This is a genomic window from Desulfopila inferna, from assembly GCF_016919005.1.
In the GTDB taxonomy this organism is placed as follows: Bacteria; Desulfobacterota; Desulfobulbia; order Desulfobulbales; family Desulfocapsaceae; genus Desulfopila_A; species Desulfopila_A inferna.
Window position 1 is genome coordinate 130,341 of record NZ_JAFFQE010000006.1, and the last position, 20,299, is coordinate 150,639.

The following is a 20,299-nucleotide window of genomic DNA, read 5'->3' on the forward strand; positions in this document are numbered from 1 at the left end:
ATTATTGTGATAGAGTTGAGCGTGCCGCCTCGATAATTCTGCCGACAGTGGGAATATAAAATTTTTCCCTGCTGAAATACGGGATAATGACATCATATCCGGTCACCCGCTCGATGGGGGCTTCCAGATAGTAGAAAGCACCTTCCATCAGCCTGGCGATGATTTCCGCCCCGGGCCCGAAGCTTCTGGGGGCCTCATGAACAACCACGGCACGACCGGTCTGGCGAATGGATTGCACTATCAGGGTATCATCCAGCGGTGAGATGGTAAGCAGATCGACAACCGCTGCTTCTATGCCCTCCTTCTGCAGTTCAGCAGCCGCCTCGAGCGTCGGCTGCAACATGGCGCCATAGGCAATCAGGGTCAGATCCCCTCCTTCCCGGACCAGCTGCGAGGTGCCGATGGGCAGGGTCTCCTCCTCCTCGGGCACTTCCTCGCGCAGGGCACGATAGAGTGCCTTGGATTCATAGAAAATGACGGGATCGGGATCGCGGATGGCGCTGACCAACAGAGCTCTGGCATTGCGCGGCCCTGAGGGGATCACCATTTTCAGTCCCGGAGTATGGGCCCAATAGGCTTCCCTGCTCTCCGAATGATGCTCCAGCGCCCTTACTCCACCTCCATAAGGCGCACGCATGACCAGCGGTACATTGAGCCTGCCCTGCGTCCGCCAGCGCATTCTCGCGGCATGATTCTCCAGTTGATGAAAATTCTGATAGGCAAAGCCGGAAAACTGGATTTCGCATACCGGTTTGAGGCCGTAAACAGCCATGCCGACAGCCATGCCGATAATCGCCGACTCGGCCAGAGGAGTATCGATGACGCGCTGCTCGCCGAAGGTATCGAAAAGGCCGTCGGTGACCCGGAAGACTCCGCCGTCCGGCCCGACATCCTCACCCAGCATAACCACCGAATCATCCCGGGTCATCTCCTGCCGCAATGCCAGATTCAAGGCCTGGACCATGGTCATCTTAGCCATTTTTCACCTCCCCGCCGTTTTCAAGGCACCGCGTCAGCTCTTTTTGCTGATTTTTGAGATACGGAGGCAGCTCGGCGTAAAGATGATTGAACATATCCCGAGGATCTCCCAGCTTCGGCATCTCTTTTTCAACGGCGTCGATGGCCGTCTGGATCTGCTCCAGCACCTCTGCTTCAATCTTCTGACGCGATCCGGCATCCAGTATCTCCTTTTGTTCCAGATAGGCGGCAAAGCGCGGCAGGGGATCCTTTTTTTCCCAGGCCTTCACCTCTTCCTCGCTGCGATAGCGGCTCGGATCATCAGCAGTGGTATGCATCATGATCCGATAGGTTACACACTCCACCAGGGTCGGTCCGCCGCCGGTTCGAGCCCTTTGTGCAGCTTCGCCGACGGCGTTAAAGACTGCCAGGACATCATTGCCATCCACCTGGATTCCAGCCATGTTATAGGCCAGAGATTTTTCGGCGATGGTGGTGGTATGCGTTTGTTTTTTCAAAGGAACGGAAATTGCCCACTGATTGTTCTGGCACACGAAGACCACCGGCGTCTGATAGACCGCGGCACAATTCAGGGCTTCATGAAAGTCACCTTCGGAGGTGGCGCCATCGCCAAAGAAGCACATGACAATCTCATTCGTCTGCCGGTATTTTGCAGCATAGCCAAGGCCAACGGCATGCAGAATCTGCGTAGCCACCGGAACCGCCATGGGCATATCCTTCTGCTTTGCTGAAATAACCGTGCCTTCATTGAAGCCGTTATAATAGAGGATCACACTTTCAAGAGAGCGTCCACGCCAGATCTCTGCCGCGGTTTCCCGAAAGGCGGGTACCATCCAGTCGCGGGGCCTGAGCTGAAAGACGGCGCCGAGCTGAGCAGCCTCCTGGCCCTTTATGGGAGGGAATGTGCCGATTCTTCCCTGCCGCTGCAAATCGAGCATGCGTTCATCAAAGCGCCTGCCGAGCAGCATGGCGCGATAGAGTTCCAGCAACTTCTCTGCAGGAATATCCGGCTCGAGATCCTTATCAAGGTTGCCATGCTCATCGAGTATGGAGAGATACTCGATGGAGCGGGCAATGTTCAGTTGTTTCCTCGGCATAGCAGCCTCCCTATCGGTTACTTCAGGCGGAACGGGAACAGTCGGGCCTCTCCCGTCTGAAGCTGTGCAATAAAACTTAAGGTAACTACTCAGCAGTACACTGATAAACAGTTACACAGGTGGTTGGCCAAACAATACGAATTAAGCGAAAGTGTTATCTTCAAAGTAACTCCTCCAGAGGCGGCAGCTCCGGCGTGGCCCCCGAAAAGCCGCAGACATAAGCAGCCACTTTGGCGGCAAAGGGGTGTATTTTTTCAAGTGGCAACTGCATACACAGGCCGGTAGCCACGGCGGCAGCAAAAGAATCGCCGGCACCGACCGTATCGACCACCAGTGCCGCTTCCCCTTCGAACACCGAATCACCCAACTCAGGAGAAAACAGCCTGCTGCCCTGCCCGCCTTTGGTAAGGATGATTAATTCCAGATCATATGCTGTACACAAGGCTTCAAGGACGGTGGTTTCATCACCTTCAAGATCGAGGAATTCTCTGACAACGAGAAGTTCTTCATCGTTGAGCTTCAGGATCGTGGCGGTCTGCAGAAGCGTGAGGATAGTCGCCCTGTCGTAATGGTGCCGCAGGTTGATATCGAAAAGCCGAATACACTCCGAGGAGGTATGCGACAAAAAATTCCTTATGGATTCAGCCGAGTCGCTATTCCTCTGGGCCAGGGTACCGTAGCAGACCACATCGGCACGGGCGGCAAGATCAAGATGCTCCTGATTGAGAGCCAGGTGATCCCAGGCAACATCCTCATGAATAATATACGATGGTATGCCCTGCTCATCCATACTAACAGTGACCACACCCGTCGGATACCGATCAGTGGAAGTGATATAATGGCCAACTTCTTTCTTTTCCAGTGTCTTGAGGATCTCGACGCCATCATCATCCCGGCCGACACAACTGACGACAACACCTTTATTGCCGAGCTGGGTCGCATGATAGGCAAAGTTGGCAGGCGCGCCTCCCAACTGCTTGCCCCGGGGCAGCATATCCCAGAGTATTTCCCCTATTCCCACCATGAGGAACTCCTTCTTTTTCTGCATCACATTCTCCAAAATTGGTAATTACCTTGATAATCTTCTAAAAAGTCATCGGAGTTGTCAAGGTGGACTTTGCGATAAGCACCCGTACGGCCATAAACTCCGACTTCGAGAAAGTTCGAGATATCAGACGTAGTAACTGAAACGGTGATTCGGAGGGGCACGGCCAATGGCCGTTTCAAACCTTCAACGACGGAGATCGAGCTTTTTACGAGTCCCTCAACCTTTACAAATCTATTATCAGGTAACATAAGTAACATATTAAGAATTTATGTTTTCCTCTGTAAACCTGTCGTTCATCCGGAATTTTTCGGCCTGGTTCAGCACATCGTTGTTGAACAGCACCAAAGGCAGGTGATTCTTGACAGGTTCCTCTACATGATACAATTATTAACTTCAAAATCACAAGCGCTTATCCAGATTCACTTTGGTTAAAAGGAGTTTTCATGATTCTGCAGCAACTCTTCACGTATAAAGACCTGCATCCGCAAATCTTCCACGATGCCCTGCTGTCAATTCAGACTCAAGCGAAAAATTTGATTCTCGGCAGTGAACTGTGGGATGATTTTGTCGCCTTTTGTCACGAAAAGGAGCGGCGGGATGTCCTCTCTTCCCCCCTTGCCATTGCCCTGAAAAAAACGCAGGAGGCTTTGGCTACCGACACCTGGCTTTACCTTGTCATCAGACCACGGGTCGCCACCTGGCATTATCTGCGTTATCATCTGGAAGAGAAGACCTTGAAGGAAATTACCGTCAGTGAATTTCTTTCCGTCAAGGAAAAACTGGTTACCGGGACAACGGAGAATTTCCTGCTCGAAATCGATTTCGCCCCTTTCGAGCGCGACTTCCCCAAAATGAGCCAGGTCCGTTCCATCGGTCACGGCGTCGAATTCCTTAACCGCCGCTTCTCCAGCCGGCTCTCCAATATGCTGAGCAGAGGAGATGAATTACTGTTTTCCTTCCTCCGCATGCACGGTCACCTGGGTATACCCTTCATGATCAATGACAAAATACGCAACGCCAGGGAGTTGCGCAATGCTCTTTCCAGCGGCATGGAGTATCTGGACCTCCAGCCGTCAGGCTTGGAGTGGTCCGATTTGAAGGATGAACTCAATCAAATAGGCTTTGAGCCCGGATGGGGTAGAAGCATTGAAGATATTAATCAAAATTTCAGCATATTGGCAAATCTGCTCGAGGCCTCCGATCACCATAACCTGGAGATATTTCTCAGCAGCATTCCGATGATTTTCAACCTTGTCATTCTCTCGCCGCATGGCTTTTTCGGTCAGGAGAATGTCCTGGGCCTGCCGGACACCGGTGGCCAGGTCGTCTATATCCTCGATCAGGTCAGGGCTCTTGAACGAGAAATGAAGAAGCGCATTTATAACCAGGGCCTCGACATCGAGCCACAGATTCTGATTCTGACCCGGCTTATTCCCGAAGCAGGCGAAACCACCTGTGATCAGCCGGAAGAGCTGGTTGAAGGGACCGAGAACGTCCGAATCCTCAGAATCCCGTTCCGGGACAAGAACGGCGCAGTAATCCCGCAGTGGATTTCGAGATTCGAAATCTGGCCCTATCTGGAAACATATGCCAAGGAAGCCGAAGCAACAATTCTCAAACACCTCGGCAAACGTCCGGATCTTATCATTGGAAACTATTCCGACGGTAATCTGGTGGCCACCCTCCTCTCCAACAGTCTCGGTGTCACCCAATGCAATATTGCCCATGCCCTTGAAAAGACAAAATATCTCTACTCCGCCCTGTTCTGGAAGAGCATGGAGGACCAGTATCACTTTTCCTGCCAGTTTACCGCGGATCTCATCGCCATGAACTCAGCCGACTTCATCATAACCTCCACCTTCCAGGAGATCGCCGGCTCAAATGACGTGGTAGGCCAGTATGAAAGCTACGGTTCTTTCGCCATGCCCGAACTGCAAAGGGTGATTCATGGCATAGATGTTTTTGATCCGAAATTCAATATTGTTTCCCCGGGTGCCGATGAGGACGTCTATTTCCCCTATTATGAAGAAGAGAGACGGCTGCATCACCTGCATGGTGAGATCGAGAGGTTGATTTACGGCGCAGAAGAAGACAGCAGGGGTAATTATGAGGTTGCCGACAAGCCGGTCCTCTTCTCCATGGCCCGGCTGGACCGCATCAAGAATCTTTCCGGACTGGTGGAGTTTTATGCCAGGGATGATCGTTTGCGAGGTCTTTGCAATCTGCTCATCATCGGCGGCACCGTTAATCCCGAGCTGTCCGGCGACGAAGAAGAACGGTTGCAGATTCACAGAATACACCAGCTCTTTGACGAATTCGGCCTGGACGGTCAGGTGCGCTGGCTCGGCAAACGTCTCAACAAACAGCTCAGCGGTGAACTCTACAGATACGTTGCCGATAAACGCGGTGTCTTCGTGCAACCCGCTTTTTTTGAAGCCTTCGGACTGACGGTAATAGAAGCGATGGCGTCAGGACTGCCGACCTTTGCTACGCAATACGGCGGACCGCTCGAAATAATCGTCAATACCGTCTCCGGATTTCATATCAATCCAAATCATGGCGACAAGGCAGCCAAAAAGATCGCTGATTTCTTTGAACAGTGCAGCATGATGCCGCAGCACTGGGAAAAAATCTCCAATGGGGCGATTGCACGGGTCGAAGAGAGGTACACCTGGAAACTCTACGCCAAAAGGCTGTTGTCGCTGAGCTGCATCTATGGATTCTGGAAATACGCCACCAACCTTGAACGCCAGGAAACCGACAGGTACCTGGAAATGCTGTATCATCTTCAATATAAACCACTGGCCGCTTCGATTATACGGGAATGAGCCACTCATTACAGATCAGGCGCGGCTATGGCGTAGTCTAGATTGATTACCCAGCTATCTCTTGGGCAGGAGGATGACGATCGGCTTTTTCTCCTCGGTAAAGAGAAGATAAAAGGAGGAAGCCCCACAATTGATGACATTTCCGGAAGTATAGGTATAGGTGCCGGACGGCTCGACGGTCATTTGCCCGAGTTCGGCGAGGATGCCGCTCTGCAGCTGCAGCGAACCGCCATCACTGATCAGGATGTCCCGGCAATTCAGGGAGAGCGTCGATCCGTTAATTGTGAGTGTCGAACCGCTGCCTATGGTAAGAATCTGGGCATTGGACCTCACCGGTTGCAAAAGAGCCGCGAGGACACTCACCACGGTGATAAGCAAAAACGAATTATTTCTCATCTCATACTCCTCAGGCCACTGCCTGTGAGTGAAAAGGATCGAAGGCTCATCGGCCGATAGCGACCTGGCCGGCCACGGTCTGCGCTTCCAGCTGAGCACGTAACTGTAAAACCTTGGCATTCAGCTCCTCGATGGCCTTCTGCTGTTCCTGAACGACCTTGGCCATTACCGCCACCACATCCATGGTGCTGATCGATTTATGACTGTTGGTGGCCACCAGCTCCGGCACTTCTTCGGCGATAAAGCCGATGGATTCCTCCTCCGGCGCGGCTTTGTAATTGAACCTAACGGGGCGCAGACCGGCAAAAGTCTGCAGGGCGTCCTCGGCTTCAAGCGATCTGATGTTCTCTTTGATTTCTCTGCTGCTGCCCAGCTCGAGATTGCCGCTGATGAAAGCATTGCCTTGCACATGCAAGGTTTGCAAAGGGGTGGCGGTGCCCAGACCGACATTACCGGAAGAGCTTAGAAAGATCGAATCAGTCGGGGCGTTGGGCTTGATCCTGAAGGGTAATTTGGAGCCGTTGGTGACGTCGCGCACAAAGAAATTGGTTTCATTGCCGGCCACATCCCAGACCTGATTGCTCCAGCCACCAGTGCCGTCCTGATCCAGGCGAATCGCCGGGGTGTCGCCGTCAGCGATATGGAGTTCGAGCACCGGAACGGAAGTGCCCAAACCGATATTGCCGTTGTTTCTGAGATAGATGGAGTTGGCCGGAGCACCGGCCTCAAGGATGAACAGTCTCCTTGCCGCATCGACATCCTGGATCGCAAAGATATTCTTGCCCCCGCTGGTAGAGTCGTTGGCGGTCAGCTCCCAGTCATTGCTGGGGAAGGAACCGGAACTGGTATCCATAAACTTGATACGCGTATTGTTTTCCTTAATCCGAATGGTATCAAAACCAAAATTCTCACCATTGACACAATCAAATCCTACACATTCGCTGCCCGTGACGATGAGGTCATCATTGATTGCCTGATCGGCCAGGGCAGGTGTTACCAGAAAGTCCAGGAAGGCCTGCAAGGCCTGGCTGCCTTTCTCCAGAACAGCATCCAGCAAGGTGGTCTCTTCTACGCTTGGAGGAACGATGATGCCGTTTTCGATGAGGAAACCGCCGGATTCAACCTGGGCCTTTGACGAACCGCCTCCTGTTCTGGTATCACCACCCTCCTGCTCCTGCATTCTGGCATTCTGCAAAATTGCCCTGCCGATCCTGATCTCCCAGGAATACAGCCCATCCGAGGCGGTAGCGGGGACGGACCAATAGAGAGGAGCGCCGTCGGAATTCCCGGTGAAGATGATCTCACCGCTGGGTGCCGATACCCGCAACTCCATATAGGTAATTTGGGAGGAGATAGCCACGGCGGAAAGTCCGCTGTGATCAATGCCGACCTCAACAGATCCTTGAGCGGTCTTGCCCACAAAAGCAAACAGCATTACAGCCGCCAGTGCACCAGTCAGGCTGCATAGCATCTTTCTCCAGCCGGACCAACATCCATCTGCCATTCTCATGATCATCTCCCCAAAAACTTGCTTTTTAAACAAAGAGCACAATAAACCAGCCCAGGATTCTTTTTATATAGTCTACAAAATTATTCCATCAAATACTTTTTATATCTTTTTGAAAATAATACTCTTTTATTTCCGAAAAATTTAAAAACCACTAAAATTGTTTTGATCAATTCATAGCATTTGCATTATCCTGGCAATCACGCTCTGATTTTTGCTCGTTGCCGATTCTCCTGAAAGTGAATGTAGTTATTTCGGCGGAACCATCGGTATGCAGAAAAGCACTGGGCTCCCGCCCTAGAGCTGCCCCATCTTAAGTAAATTTTTATGAAGGAGAAACTTTGATGTTTTCGGAAGTGTGGTATTGCCTGGCCAAAAGGACTCTTCAGCTGTCGATGTTTCTCCTTTTCCTTTCTCAGCCCTGTCGGGCCGATGTTTCCATAACCCAGAGTATAGCTCCCGATACTATCGGTCCGGGCAGCACGACAACGCTCAGTTTCGCCATCTCCAGCACCGAGACAATGCCGGTCTCCGATCTTGCCTTTACTCTCTACCTGCCTGCCGCAACGACACTTGCCGCCCCTGCCCTTGCCGGCAACAGCTGCAACGGCATCCTGACCGCCGCCGATGGCGGGAGCACTATTGCCCTTACCGGAGGCTATCTGAGCGCCCAGTCATCCTGCACCATCTCGGTGGATATAGTCTCCAACCTCCCAGGAATTCACACCCACTCAGTCAGCCCCTTGACCTCCAGTGCCGGAACCTGGGAAGCGAATACCGCCGATCTCACCGTCGACATCGGCCGGCCCGGATTCATGAAAAGCTTCTACCCCGCAACCATATCATCAGGAGGCAGAAGCACCTTAACCTTCACGATAGACAACAGTCTCAACCCTAATCCTGTATACAACCTTCTTTTCAGCGACACCTTGCCGGCAGGCATGGTGGTGGCCGATCCGCCCAATGCAACCACAACATGCGGCGGCACCATTCTGGCTGCGACGGGAACGAAACTCATCTCATTGGAGCCCTTGAATACCATAAGTTCAGTTGCAGGAGGAAGCAGTTGCACCGTGACCATCGATGTCACGGCAAGCGGCAACGGGACTCTCTCAAATTCCAGCGGCAGCCTGTCTACATACTTGTCCGGCACGCCTTTGACCAGCGGCAAGGCCAACGCCGCTCTCACCGTCACCCGCGATGCCCTCCACCTGCAGAAGTCTTTTGTCGACGACCCGATACCAGCGGGCTCCCAAGGCATGCTCCGCTATACCATCTCCAACTACGACAGGGAGAATACCGCCACCGCCATCACCTTCACCGACAATCTCGATGCCGCACTTGCCGGACTTACCGTCTCGGATTTGCCCCAGAGCGACGTCTGCGGCAACGGATCGCTGCTGAGCGGCAGCGGCATACTCACCCTGAGCGGGGCGAGCCTGGATCCCCGGGCCTCCTGCAGCTTTTCCGTGCCCATATCCGTGCCCGGAGATGCGGCCAGCGGCCGGTATGCCGGAACCACCAGCACTGTAACCGGACAGTTGAATGGCAACAGCGTTATCGGATCCGCGGCCGTCGATACCCTTTTCGTGCAGCCGGTCCCCCTGCTCATCAAGGAGTTCAGCGATGATCCAGTTGCCGCACCCGGTCAGGCAACCCTGCGATTTACGGTCACCAACACCAGCACCGTCTCCCCTGCTACGGCAATTACCTTCAGGGATAACCTGCTGGGTGCCATCATCATCCCAACAGGAACTCTCCCCACTGATCCCTGCGGCGGCGGATCATGGCTTCAGTCAATTGACCAACCCGGCGATATCATGCTGACTCTTGAATCAGGAAATCTGGCAGCCGGCGAATCCTGCAGCTTTGAAGTCCTTCTCGATATTCCCGAAGGCTTGCCCAGTGGCGGGATCGTCAATACCACCAGCGAGATCACCGCCACGATAGACGAAGTGAATTATGCCGGCAGACCGGCAACGGACACCCTGGTCATCCTCGGTGGCGCCCCGAATCTGGCCAAGAGCTTCACCAACGACCCGGTTATGCCGGGCGGGACCGTCAACCTCCAGTTCACCCTCACTAACACTTCTGAAGATAGCACCGCCACCGGCATCTCCTTCACCGACGACCTCGAGACGGTTCTAACCGGCTTGCGCACCACCGGGCTGCCCAGATCCGGGATCTGCGGCTCCGGCTCGCTGCTCAGCGGCTCCGACATCCTGAGCCTGAGCGGAGGGGCCTTGGCACCGGGGGCTTCCTGTACCTTCAACGTGACCCTGCAAGTTCCCGGGAATGTCCTGCCAGGCAACTTTTACAACACCACCAGCAGCCTGTCGGCCATCGTCGGCGGCGTTTCCGTTACCGGCCCTCCGGCTACGGACACCCTCACCGTCTCCAGCCTCAGCTTTAGCAAATCCTTCACCAATGATCCTGTCATCGCCGGGGAGACTGTTAATCTGGAATTCACCATCAGTAATAGCCACCCAACCGATAGCATCAGTAATCTTTCCTTTTCAGATTTCCTTCCCTCGGTTCTCTCGGGATTGAACTCCACCAGCGGGATTCAGAACGATATCTGCGGAGCGGGTTCCACACTCAGCGGGACCTCCACGCTTTTCTTCAGCGGCGGCTCACTGGAAGCAGGGAACTCCTGCACCTTCACCACAGATTTGCAGGTGCCTCAAGGCACGCCATCCGGCTCCTATCTCAATGCCACCAGTAGCCTTCTGGCAAACGGATTGAATACCGGCATCCAAGCCACCGACATCCTCGTGGTGAACAATTCTCTGCTAAAGCTGACTAAGAGCTTCACCGACGCCCCGGTTGCGCCTGGAGAGGATGCCACCCTCGTGTACACCCTCACCAATCTCCACCCTTCGGCTCAGGCCTCGGCAATCTCCTTTAGCGACAACTTCGATAACGCCCTCACCGGACTTACCGCTGTGAACCTTCCGGCCGACGGCTTCTGCGGGCCGGTATCGACGTTGAGCGGCGGTGGACTTGTCACCATGGCAGGCGGCGTTCTCGACGGCGGTTCATCCTGCAGCTTCAGTATCACCCTGCGGCCCCCCGCCCAACAGACAGGAGCCGCAGCGATCAGTACCACCAGCGGCCTAAGCGGCATTATCAACTCTCTTCCTGTGGTGGGCGATCCGGCAAGCGATACGCTGCTGATCACCAACATCGGCTTCAACAAATCTTTCACCTCGTTCTCCACGGCCGGTGGAACGGCGCGGCTGACCTTCAATCTGCGCAACAATGATCTGGAAAGCAGGGTGAGCGAACTCTCCTTTATCGACGATCTCAGTTCCATGTCCCCAGGTGTCGTTGCCGATGGGCTCCCCCTCCTCAATGTCTGCGGCAATGGTTCAAGGCTGTCCGGCAGCGACAGGATTACCCTGAACAACGCCAGCCTGGGTCCCAACGGTTCCTGTTCCTTCAGCGTCCTGCTGCGAATGCCTCGCCATACACCGGAGGGTGAGCTGATCAACACCACCGAACCCCTTCTTCTCAATGGCCTGGAGATCACCGCTCCGGCCACAGCGGCATTGCTGATCGACAACGACCTTGATAACGACCGACTGCCGGACCTGTGGGAGCGCGACAACGGACTCGATCCTACCAACCCCGGGGACGCGGCACTGGATTACGATGGCGACGGCTTCTCAAACTACCAGGAATATCTCTACCGCACCCATCCTCGCCGGTACGATGCCGATGACAACAATAATGGCCTGCCTGACTCCTATGACCGCATGAAAGCAGCATTGGTGCCCATGCACTATCTGCTCAACCACAGCCAATAGCCTATCAATCCAGCGGCATGGCGGAATACCCGGACCCCGCCTTGCCGCAACCTGCCAAAAATCTGTAATGGAGAAAATCGGGTTTTCTCGAAGTCGAAGTTTATGCCCGTACGGGTGCTTACCGCGAGTCCATCTTTCGTTGGCAGAGAATTGTCTCCTTGGTCACGATCTCCTTTCCTTTGTTTGTAGTCATTATGTCACTCTGCCAATTTCTGCGAAATCGATCGAAAACATATTCCAGAGTATAGAAAAGGCCCCCTCGAAGATATTTCGCAGCGTATTTTTGCAAAAGTCCCCGGGTATCGTGGTGCAGGTGTTTGTCAATCCGGTATTCCGGGCGTATCGTAAGGATCATCTCTTTGCCGGAAACCCGCTCCAGGGCATCTAAAAACTTCGGCAGCATTCCGCTGGTAATCGAATTTTTGCCTATGCAAGTCGATCATCATGCCGACATCAAAAACACTGTTTCTGCTCAGCGAAGTGATGTCCCGAGATTGAAAGTCGATATCCTCGAGTTGGGATAACCTTTTTATAATATGACAGCCGCGGATAATGCGTTCATCATTGTCTATCCCCAAGACTTTAGCCGCTCCGGTTTTTTGACGATAAAACAATAGTACCCCAGATTGCAGCCAAGATCGATGACGGTTTTATCCTGAAAATCGAGACTGCGAAGGTGTCTGGTGATGCCATCTTCTTCATCCCCGATTCCATAGGAAAGAAACTGCTTATCAGGTATAATAATAGGGCGCCAGATAATTTCAGGGCCCAGCTGTCGGAGGATTATCTTCAGTTCTTCTATTTCTTTTGAGTTGTTATCCGTCATGATGTCTCTGCTGGTTGGCACACAGCAAACTAGTAGCGTGCAAAATCAGCACCCTGCAAGTGCTTGAGAATATGTTAAATCCCTGTTTTAAAGAAAAGACACGAGCACCACAGATATAATCAGCGAAGATAGAGTAAGGTAAAAAAAGTGAAAAGTAAAATATCTGCCTATCATCTATCGGAAAGAAAAGGAATTTGCACTTAATCCGGATTTTCAATACACTGTTGAAAGCTATCGGGAAAATGATGGAAGCACTTACGGCTCTCTATTGGTATTTTCCCTCCTGACAACAAAAGGAGATTTACATGAAAGCAACAATCACAAAAAATTGTATGGGAGACAGAAATTGCAATAAGCTTTGTCCCGAGGTTTTTGAGTATGATGAGGATCAGCTTCTTTCAATTGTCAAATATGATGTCATTCCGCAGCATTTTGAAGATATTGTCCGCCAGGCTGCAGCCGAATGCGGAGCCGACGCCATAATAATAGAGGAGTAAACCGGGGAACCAAGATGACTAACTTCAGGGAAAGCAGAACGGCAAAGAATCTTCTCATTTCTTTTTCCGCCGAATCACAGGCCCGAACCAGATATGATTTTTTTGCCGCCAGGGCGGAGGAGGAAGGCTTTATGCAAATCTCCAGAATTTTCAAGGAAACCGCCCTCCAGGAATATGAACATGCTCATAGATTCTTTAAGTTCTTCAATGGAGGAGATCTTGAGATAAGCTGGAGCTTTCCCGCCGGTGTCACCAGAGATACGCATGCCAATCTTCTTGCCGCGGCTGAACTGGAACTGTATGTTCACGGCACCATGTATCGGCAGTTTGCAGAAATAGCCCTGCAGGAGGGATTTGAGCGTGCTGCCGACACTTTCGATGCAATCAGCGTCGCTGAAAAACAGCATGAAAAGCTCTACCGTCAGCTCGCTCAAAATATTGCCGATGAAAGCATCTTCAATCGACCCGAGGAGATATTATGGAGATGCCTCAGCTGCGGTTATCTGCATCGCGGCCGGCAGGCTCCGCAGAAATGTCCCGCCTGTGTCAAACCCATGGGCTATTTTGAGATTCTGGGTGAAAACTGGTAATTTCTCCGCAATCGCCGGTCTTTTTTCCAGGGCCGTCTGCCTGGTCGACGGCCTCCCCTCTCCCCACGGATTGCCATACTACTCCTCTTTCCTTTTCAGGGATTTAATACAGAACACCAGAGGAATCCCGGCCAGCCCTATTACACCGCAGATGACGTAAGTCGTTTCCAGCCCCACCAGATCTGCAACAAAACCGACAAGGACAACGACTGCCGATCTGGCCAGAAAACTCACCATCATAAAAACACCGTTTGCGGCAGAAGAACCCTCTTTTGAATATTCCTGAACCATAGCCAGCATAACCGGTGTTGTAGAAAGCAGGGAGAAACCGGTAATCAGCAAAATTATCAGCTGCAACCAGCCTGCAGTTACCGTAAAGAGCAGCAGGGAGCAAGGTGCAACAACGAGGCAGAAAGCCAGGAGCTGCTTGCGGCCGAAGCGATCACTCAATCCCCCAACCGCCAATATGCCGACAACACCTGCCCCCTCGAAGAGGGCAAGAGCAATTCCGGCAAGCCAGACATTACCGCTTTGCTGCATGATATAGAGGGGGAGAAACGCCGTGAGACAAGCGTGCATAAAACCGCGGACAAAGAGAATGGCCGAAAGCGGCAGCAGCAGCCCCTTCATCTCCCGGCAGGTTCTGCGGATAGAAGGTTTTTGGGTTGATCTAACCTTTACCGGAATATCCTTGAATTTAAAATACATCACCAAAGACACCACGATGCCTACAATCATCACCGGATAAAAACCGTCAAAACCCAGAAGGGAAATCGCTCCGATTATGGCCAAGGGGCCGAGCATCCTGGCAAGTTCGCCGCCCGTCATATAAAAACTCATGGCCCTGCCGGTCCTTTCACCGGCAACTCTATAGACCATGACCGGAGCAGGAACATGGAACAGGGAGACGCTTATGCCTGTTAAAAACAGCAGAATCAGCAGAACGCCATAGCTTGGAGCAACGCCCAGAAGCGACATGGGAATAGCCGTCAGAGCCGGGGCCAATATGATAAAATACCTGACACTTATTCGATCGGCGAGCTTACCGATAGAGGGGTTGAGCAATGCCGGGATTTGCATGACGGTGGAAAGAAACCCTGCCTGGGTCAGAGAAAGTCCGAACTTTTCTATAAGAAAGGGCAGTAGCGGCGCAAGAAAGCTTGAGTATATGTCATGGACAAAGTGACAGATCGACAGCAGCAGAACTTTCTCCGTATCAAACGCCGGATGAGTTTTTTTATCGGATTGAGGCATCGTAATTCATTATGATAATTGTTTGCTGATATGAAATTTTTTCAGAAGACAATTCTTAATCCGACTGAGATTAAAAGTCACATTGTATTGAGCAATACACATACACCAGATAAATTCATGATTCTACAGGTAAATAACCCGAGAAGCCATTGACGGCAATTAGAGCGGATAAACAATTACATATCTGATTACCAATGAAACTCAGCCAAAGAAACTTAATTTATGGCCAAATAATTAAGAATATTCGGAAATATGTTAGTTTCGTCATTCCGGATCTAGTCCGGAATAACGTTAAAAATGGGAAATGATATTTCTGATGGCTTTGACCGGAGCAAGAAATTCATCGGCATCCTGAGTGGCGGCGATAAATCAATCAACTGTTTTCAAGGGGGCGTAACCCGAAATTTTATCTTGTCCTCGAAAGATATATTCTTCCACTCCAGTCTCCCCTGACAGCATCTTACCAATAAAGACTTCCATTCCTTCGAGTTCCCTAGCATTAAGGGTAAGAATATTTTTTTCTACCGGATGAGCTAAAGTCAGTCCCGTTTTGTCAAGCATATATCCATAGCCTGTTTCGCCTATACTGTGTCCAGATATAAGTTCGACAAGAAAGTCAACCTTCATGACAAGACCGACAGTCCCTAAAAACTCGGAGGTAGAATTTCTTATCGGTATATCCTGCTAAAAACTGATATGGATTTTCTTACTCGTTTGCATGTCAAGAGATAAACAGCAAAGGAAAAAATGTCCGGCATCAGATACTCTACTTAATGTATGGCAACAAAGGATCTATTTCGTGCTATACAATCGGGACTGCAAGATGTAATTTCTGATCAATATTTTAGCCTTTTCCCTTATCGTTTTTTTCACTTGGAAAAAGAGCAGACTCTATCTGGGCGAGTAGGTCTCGAGAAGATGCATCTTTTCTAATATACTTTGCGGCACCAGCTTCGAACATGCCTTGGCCATATGTTCCTCTTCGTGCATGGAAAGCGCGAAAATTATCATCTCCTCCATTTCCGTTTTGATTTTTCGAGTAGCCTCGATGCCGCTCATGCCCGGCATGTTGATATCCATGAGGATAAGTTGCGGTTTATGTTTTAAGGCGAGTTCTAAGCCTTTTTCTCCAGAATGGGCCTCCATGATGGTATATTCGAATGTTAGATCATTGAGCATCTGAACCAAGAGAAATCGTAGATCCTCCTGGTCGTCGACGACGAGAATGAGAGGCTTGTCCTCTTTCTCCACCCTCTCCGGCTGAATTGGCTCACCCTGTTCCTTTGCTTCAGCGTTTCTGGAAAAGGTGATAATTTCCGTTGGCAGATGTATGTTGATACATGTCCCGTTTTGCAGACTGGATTTGATTGCAATCTTCCCCAATAATGCTTCTACCTGTTCCTTTACGCTTAAGATCCCATATTTTTCTCCGGTTGAGTCGATGACCCTTTCGGGTTCGAATCCTTTTCCTTTATCCTCAACTGTTATGTTTATGCCGCCATCATCCTGGAATTTAACATGCAGCATTGCTTCCCGGACTTTGGCATGCTTGTGAATGTTGAAGAGCAGTTCGCGCAAAGAGCGATAGATAATGTAGCCACCTTCATCGCTTATAGGTCGGTCGTCACCGGTGAGGTTTACCTGAACTTGCAGATCGAGACTTGTTCGTGCCCATCGAGTCAGCCACTCGAGGCATACTGAAATACCACTCTCGAAGAAAAGCGGAGGGCTGATGTCCGTGGTCACGGAACGGGAATTGTTGATTGCTTCATCGAGCCGCTGCAGGGCCGCGCTGAGATTTTTCTCGACGTTCTCGTTATTCGCAATATTACGCACCTGCTCCACTCGAAGCCTTGCTGTAACAAGCGCCTGTTGTATTTCATCATGCAGGTACTGCGAAAACTTTCTTCTTTCACGCTGCTCAAAGGCGAGGAAGCGGGCAGTAAGGTCACGGAGCTGCCTGGTACGCTGGTCCACTCTTTGTTCCAGATTAAGTTTTAATTCCTGCAAATCCGCTTCCGCCCTCACCCGTTCGGTAATGTCATGGGCTACGGCCGATATCCCATAACTTTCTCCCGATTCTCCCTTGATGAGTGAGAGGCACAGCAGTACGCTCTTTTTTTCTCCTTCTTTGGTTCGACGCACCGTTTCAAAAGGCGTAATATTTTCGCCCCGCCGCAATTTTTCGTAGACTGCTTCCATTTCCTGCCGGTGTTCCGGCGGAACAATAAGGTTGATATGCTGCCCAATGGCTTCATTAGCACTGTAGCCATAGAGTTCTTCGGCCCCCTTGTTCCAATCGGCAATAATTCCCTCGCTCGTTTTACCTATGATAACTTCGTGAGAGGAGTTGACGATGGCGGCCAGGCGTCCGAGTTTTTGTGCCCGGGCCATTCGCTCGCTTTCATCCTGAATGAAGGCTATAAAACCATGGACGGTACCGTCGGCTGTGATATGCGGTTCATACTGTACCAGGACCGATCGGTCTCCGTCATATTGATACGGCAGGGTGCCGGTATACCGGCTCCGCTTTCCGGAGAGGGCCTGCTCGACGTGTTGGCGGATGGCGGCATAGGCATCGTCGCCTACCACCTCCTTGACCGTTCTGCCGATGACCTGTTGTTTGCTCAACCCGAACCATTGTTCATAGACCGCATTGCAGTACCTGTACGTCTGGTTGCTGTCGACGTAGGAAACCAGCACCGGCATGGAATCGGTTACCAGGCGCAGCATGTTCTCCCGAATTTCCAGGTCCTGTTTAGCGCGTTGCAGTTGGGTAATATCGAAGAAGGAGATAGTTACGCCATCGATGGTATTGTTCACCGAACGATAGGGCGAGATCTGCATGTAAAATTCTTGAAGAGTTTCCTTGTGCTTGACTTCTATTTTAGATTTTTCAAGTTTTCTCAATACAATTCTGGCCTCGTGAGCCAGGTCAGCCCCTGAAAAAAGATGTACGACATCATTGATCGGCCTGCCTTTATCGGATTCTATGATTCTGAAAATGGTGGTGGCTGCGGGGGTGAAATCCTTTATGCACAAGCCGTTGTCGAGAAAAACCGTGGCAATTTGAGTCGACTCGTAAAGATTGTGTAAGTCGCTGTTGGCGTCGTCAAGTTCCGTAATCTTGTTCTTCAATTCTGAATTGACTGTCTCCAATTCTTCGTTGACTGATTGCAGTTCCTCCTTGGATGTCTGCATTTCCTCATTTGATGACTGCAACTCCTCGTTCATCGATAGCAATTCCTCATTCGACGACTTGAGCTCCTCGTTTGACGTTTCCAGCTCTTCAATGGTCGACTGCGGATACACCTTGGTATCCTTGAGCTCTTGCTCCAGTTGCCGGTTGATCTCTTCGCCCTCGGTCGACGTCTCCGTCATGCCCTTTTGCGATGATCCAGCAGGTGCACTCATTTCGCGAATGACAACTATAAACAGACCACTGCCTTGACCCATCTCCTGAAAAGGGCTGAGGTTGACCATGAGTCGCTGTAATCCCTCATGCGTTTTGATCATGACATCGTGATGAATGGACTCCTCTTTGGACTGAATGACCTTGTGCAGAGCGCTGCGCAGGGTCAGCCGCAGGCTTTTATGCGCGATATCGAGGAGATTGTTGCGAGGCACGCCGCGTGGAAGATCGAGATATCGCAATCGCGGGCCTGCCCAATAGAGGATATCGGCATCCTCATTTATGACTGCCGAGAAAGGAATGTATTGTTCCAGAATCTTGCGTTCAAATGTCTGGGCCAATATCTTTTCGTTTTCCTTCTTCTGCTCACCGGGAGACGTTTTCGATATAGACATGGCCGAAGGCCGCCTGCCGAGGGGAAAATCGATCATGGACGGAGGGACGTTCTTGCGGGCCTGAAAAATGCGGTGTGATTTGCTTATCGCTTTGAACAGTTGTGGTTTGGCGGAGATGTTTTCCGAAGGCCCGAGAAAAAGATAGCCGTCGCTGTTGAGGGCATAGTGGAAGATGGGCAGTACCTTACCTTGCAAAGAACTGTCAAAGTAGATCAAAAGATTGCGACAGGTAATAAGATCAAGCCTCGAATATGGCGGATCGCTGATGATGTTGTGTGGAGAGAAAACGCACATCTCCCTGATATTTTTGTTCACGCAATAGGAATTGCCCTGTTTGTGGAAATATCGATCAAGGTATTGTGCAGGAATCTGTTCTGATATGCCTTCCGAATAGGTGGCTCTTCGCGCAGTCATCAAGGCGTTTTCGTCAATATCGGTGGCGAAAATCTGCACCGGCATGTTCATTTTTTTCTTGGAGATTTCGTCCCGGATGATCAACGCAAGGGTGTAGGCCTCCTCGCCGGTGGCGCATCCGGCTACCCAGACACGGATGCCCCTATTATCGTTAATTTCCTGTTTTTTCTGGAGGATACCCGGAATAATTCGTTCCTGTAGATACTCGAAGGATCGCGGATCACGAAAGAAGTGAGTGACGCCGATGAGCAGGTCCTTGAATAGCAGGGTTGATTCCTCGTGGTCTTCCCTGACCTTCTCCGCATAAACCTTCAGGGAGTCGATGTGCAGAATCTGCATTCTGCGCCGTATACGCCGCAGAACGGTGTTGCGTTTGTAATCATGAAATTCATGATTCGTCCGTTCCTCGAGAACACCGAAGATGGCATCGAGGTGGATGTGCGTATCATCGCTGTCCTCCATCTCCTTCCTGAGAGAATCGGATTTGTCAAGGAACTTCAGCAGGACTTGCGGCATCTCTTCAACATTAAGAACCATATCAACCTGATTCGTGCAAATTGCGTTCCTGGGCATGGAATCGTATTTTGCCGTCTCGGGATTTTGAGCGATGACCAGCCCTCCTTGCTCCTTCACGGCCTTCAGCCCCAGAGTGCCATCCGAGCCGGTGCCGGAGAGAATGATGCAGATTGCTTTTTCCCCCCAATCCTCGGAGAGCGATCTGAAAAAGTGGTCAATGGGCATTCGATGCCCGCGCGATTCGCTGGGTTTTTCAAGATGTAGATAGCCGTTTTTCATGGTGAGCGTCGAATTTGACGGTATCACATAGACATGATCGGGTTCTATTTTCATGTCCTCTCCGGCGGAAAGGACGGGCATGTCAGTATATTTGGAGAGAAGTTCCGGCATCAGGCTTTCATGATCGGGATGCAGATGCTGCACCAGCACGAACGCCAGTCCGGAATCTTTCGCCATATTCCTGAAGAATTTTTGGAATGTTTCAAGGCCTCCGGCGGAAGCGCCAATGCCAGCGATATGAAATTTCTTTTTTTCCATGATTATGAGGTCGAGAATGAAGAGTTCTAAATAAACTCAGTCAAGGGATTCAGAGCACTGCCAAATCGAACCGGTAGAAATAAATTTTCTCTAGATGTTTGTCAACAAGGAATTTGTCTGAGTCTGGCGGGTTACTGGAAAAAATACCCGGTACTGTCGGTGATGCTCCACCATCTCTCCAGACCCATTGGCTTT

The 20,299-nt window shown here is 51.1% G+C and carries 14 protein-coding genes; 4 read left to right on the top strand and 10 right to left on the bottom strand.

What is annotated here, in order from left to right:
* Position 1: 1 nt before the first annotated feature.
* The 3 genes from JWG88_RS15225 to JWG88_RS15235 form a co-directional block, all read right to left on the bottom strand.
* Positions 2–979 carry an alpha-ketoacid dehydrogenase subunit beta gene (locus tag JWG88_RS15225; RefSeq protein ID WP_205234642.1) on the bottom strand — a complete coding sequence of 326 codons (978 nt, stop codon included), beginning with the start codon at positions 977–979 and terminating at the stop codon, positions 2–4.
* Positions 972–2,075 carry a pyruvate dehydrogenase (acetyl-transferring) E1 component subunit alpha gene (gene pdhA, locus JWG88_RS15230; protein WP_205234643.1) on the bottom strand — a complete coding sequence of 368 codons (1,104 nt, stop codon included), beginning with the start codon at positions 2,073–2,075 and terminating at the stop codon, positions 972–974. The genes JWG88_RS15225 and pdhA overlap by 8 nt, the downstream gene beginning before the upstream one ends.
* A gap of 160 nt (positions 2,076–2,235) precedes the next feature.
* Entirely contained in the window at positions 2,236–3,123 is an 888-nt protein-coding gene (locus JWG88_RS15235; protein ID WP_205234644.1) for a carbohydrate kinase family protein, read from the bottom strand.
* A gap of 443 nt (positions 3,124–3,566) precedes the next feature.
* On the opposite strand from JWG88_RS15235, the gene JWG88_RS15240 reads away from it, so the two are divergent.
* Positions 3,567–5,951 carry a sucrose synthase gene (locus JWG88_RS15240; protein WP_205234645.1) on the top strand — a complete coding sequence of 795 codons (2,385 nt, stop codon included), beginning with the start codon at positions 3,567–3,569 and terminating at the stop codon, positions 5,949–5,951.
* Positions 5,952–6,005: 54 nt separating this feature from the next.
* Here the strand turns inward: JWG88_RS15240 and JWG88_RS15245 are convergent, their stop codons facing one another.
* Positions 6,006–6,347: a hypothetical protein gene (locus JWG88_RS15245; protein ID WP_205234646.1), complete on the bottom strand. Its 342-nt coding sequence runs from the start codon at positions 6,345–6,347 to the stop codon at positions 6,006–6,008.
* Positions 6,348–6,393: 46 nt separating this feature from the next.
* On the bottom strand, positions 6,394–7,857 hold the full coding sequence (locus tag JWG88_RS15250; protein ID WP_205234647.1) for a tail fiber domain-containing protein: 1,464 nt from the start codon (positions 7,855–7,857) through the stop codon (positions 6,394–6,396).
* 341 nt (positions 7,858–8,198) lie between these two features.
* Between JWG88_RS15250 and JWG88_RS15255 the strand changes: the two genes are divergently transcribed.
* The gene (locus tag JWG88_RS15255) at positions 8,199–11,663 is read left to right on the top strand and encodes a DUF7933 domain-containing protein (protein WP_205234648.1); all 3,465 of its coding nucleotides are present in this window, start codon (positions 8,199–8,201) and stop codon (positions 11,661–11,663) included.
* Positions 11,664–11,983: 320 nt separating this feature from the next.
* Here JWG88_RS15255 and JWG88_RS15260 read toward each other — a convergent pair whose 3' ends face one another.
* Entirely contained in the window at positions 11,984–12,241 is a 258-nt protein-coding gene (locus JWG88_RS15260; RefSeq protein WP_205234649.1) for a hypothetical protein, read from the bottom strand.
* Complete coding sequence (locus JWG88_RS15265) at positions 12,232–12,489, bottom strand: hypothetical protein (protein ID WP_205234650.1); 258 nt, start codon at positions 12,487–12,489, stop codon at positions 12,232–12,234. The genes JWG88_RS15260 and JWG88_RS15265 overlap by 10 nt, the downstream gene beginning before the upstream one ends.
* Positions 12,490–12,794: 305 nt before the next feature.
* Between JWG88_RS15265 and JWG88_RS15270 the strand changes: the two genes are divergently transcribed.
* Together JWG88_RS15270 and rbr are read left to right on the top strand one after the other, a co-directional pair.
* Complete coding sequence (locus tag JWG88_RS15270; protein ID WP_205234651.1) at positions 12,795–12,986, top strand: ferredoxin; 192 nt, start codon at positions 12,795–12,797, stop codon at positions 12,984–12,986.
* A 14-nt stretch (positions 12,987–13,000) separates the two neighbouring features.
* Entirely contained in the window at positions 13,001–13,576 is a 576-nt protein-coding gene (gene rbr / locus JWG88_RS15275) for a rubrerythrin (protein ID WP_205234652.1), read from the top strand.
* Between the two features lie 78 nt (positions 13,577–13,654).
* Here the strand turns inward: rbr and JWG88_RS15280 are convergent, their stop codons facing one another.
* The 3 genes from JWG88_RS15280 to JWG88_RS15290 all read right to left on the bottom strand — a co-directional run bounded on the left by JWG88_RS15280 (position 13,655) and on the right by JWG88_RS15290 (position 20,104).
* Complete coding sequence (locus JWG88_RS15280) at positions 13,655–14,830, bottom strand: MFS transporter (protein WP_205234653.1); 1,176 nt, start codon at positions 14,828–14,830, stop codon at positions 13,655–13,657.
* A 369-nt stretch (positions 14,831–15,199) separates the two neighbouring features.
* Complete coding sequence (locus JWG88_RS15285) at positions 15,200–15,508, bottom strand: cache domain-containing protein (protein WP_205234813.1); 309 nt, start codon at positions 15,506–15,508, stop codon at positions 15,200–15,202.
* Positions 15,509–15,721: 213 nt separating this feature from the next.
* Positions 15,722–20,104, bottom strand: a complete 4,383-nt coding sequence (locus JWG88_RS15290; protein WP_205234654.1) for a chemotaxis protein CheB — start codon at positions 20,102–20,104, stop codon at positions 15,722–15,724.
* Positions 20,105–20,299 lie beyond the last annotated feature (195 nt).

Coding starts and splice junctions, on each gene's coding strand:
- pdhA (WP_205234643.1), bottom strand. CDS start 2,075: ATGCCGAGGAAACAACTGAACATTGCCCGCTCCATCGAGTATCTCTCC.
- JWG88_RS15235 (WP_205234644.1), bottom strand. CDS start 3,123: ATGCAGAAAAAGAAGGAGTTCCTCATGGTGGGAATAGGGGAAATACTC.
- JWG88_RS15250 (WP_205234647.1), bottom strand. CDS start 7,857: ATGAGAATGGCAGATGGATGTTGGTCCGGCTGGAGAAAGATGCTATGC.
- JWG88_RS15290 (WP_205234654.1), bottom strand. CDS start 20,104: ATGGAAAAAAAGAAATTTCATATCGCTGGCATTGGCGCTTCCGCCGGA.
- JWG88_RS15240 (WP_205234645.1), top strand. CDS start 3,567: ATGATTCTGCAGCAACTCTTCACGTATAAAGACCTGCATCCGCAAATC.
- JWG88_RS15265 (WP_205234650.1), bottom strand. CDS start 12,489: ATGACGGATAACAACTCAAAAGAAATAGAAGAACTGAAGATAATCCTC.
- rbr (WP_205234652.1), top strand. CDS start 13,001: ATGACTAACTTCAGGGAAAGCAGAACGGCAAAGAATCTTCTCATTTCT.
- JWG88_RS15245 (WP_205234646.1), bottom strand. CDS start 6,347: ATGAGAAATAATTCGTTTTTGCTTATCACCGTGGTGAGTGTCCTCGCG.
- JWG88_RS15270 (WP_205234651.1), top strand. CDS start 12,795: ATGAAAGCAACAATCACAAAAAATTGTATGGGAGACAGAAATTGCAAT.
- JWG88_RS15280 (WP_205234653.1), bottom strand. CDS start 14,830: ATGCCTCAATCCGATAAAAAAACTCATCCGGCGTTTGATACGGAGAAA.
- JWG88_RS15225 (WP_205234642.1), bottom strand. CDS start 979: ATGGCTAAGATGACCATGGTCCAGGCCTTGAATCTGGCATTGCGGCAG.
- JWG88_RS15255 (WP_205234648.1), top strand. CDS start 8,199: ATGTTTTCGGAAGTGTGGTATTGCCTGGCCAAAAGGACTCTTCAGCTG.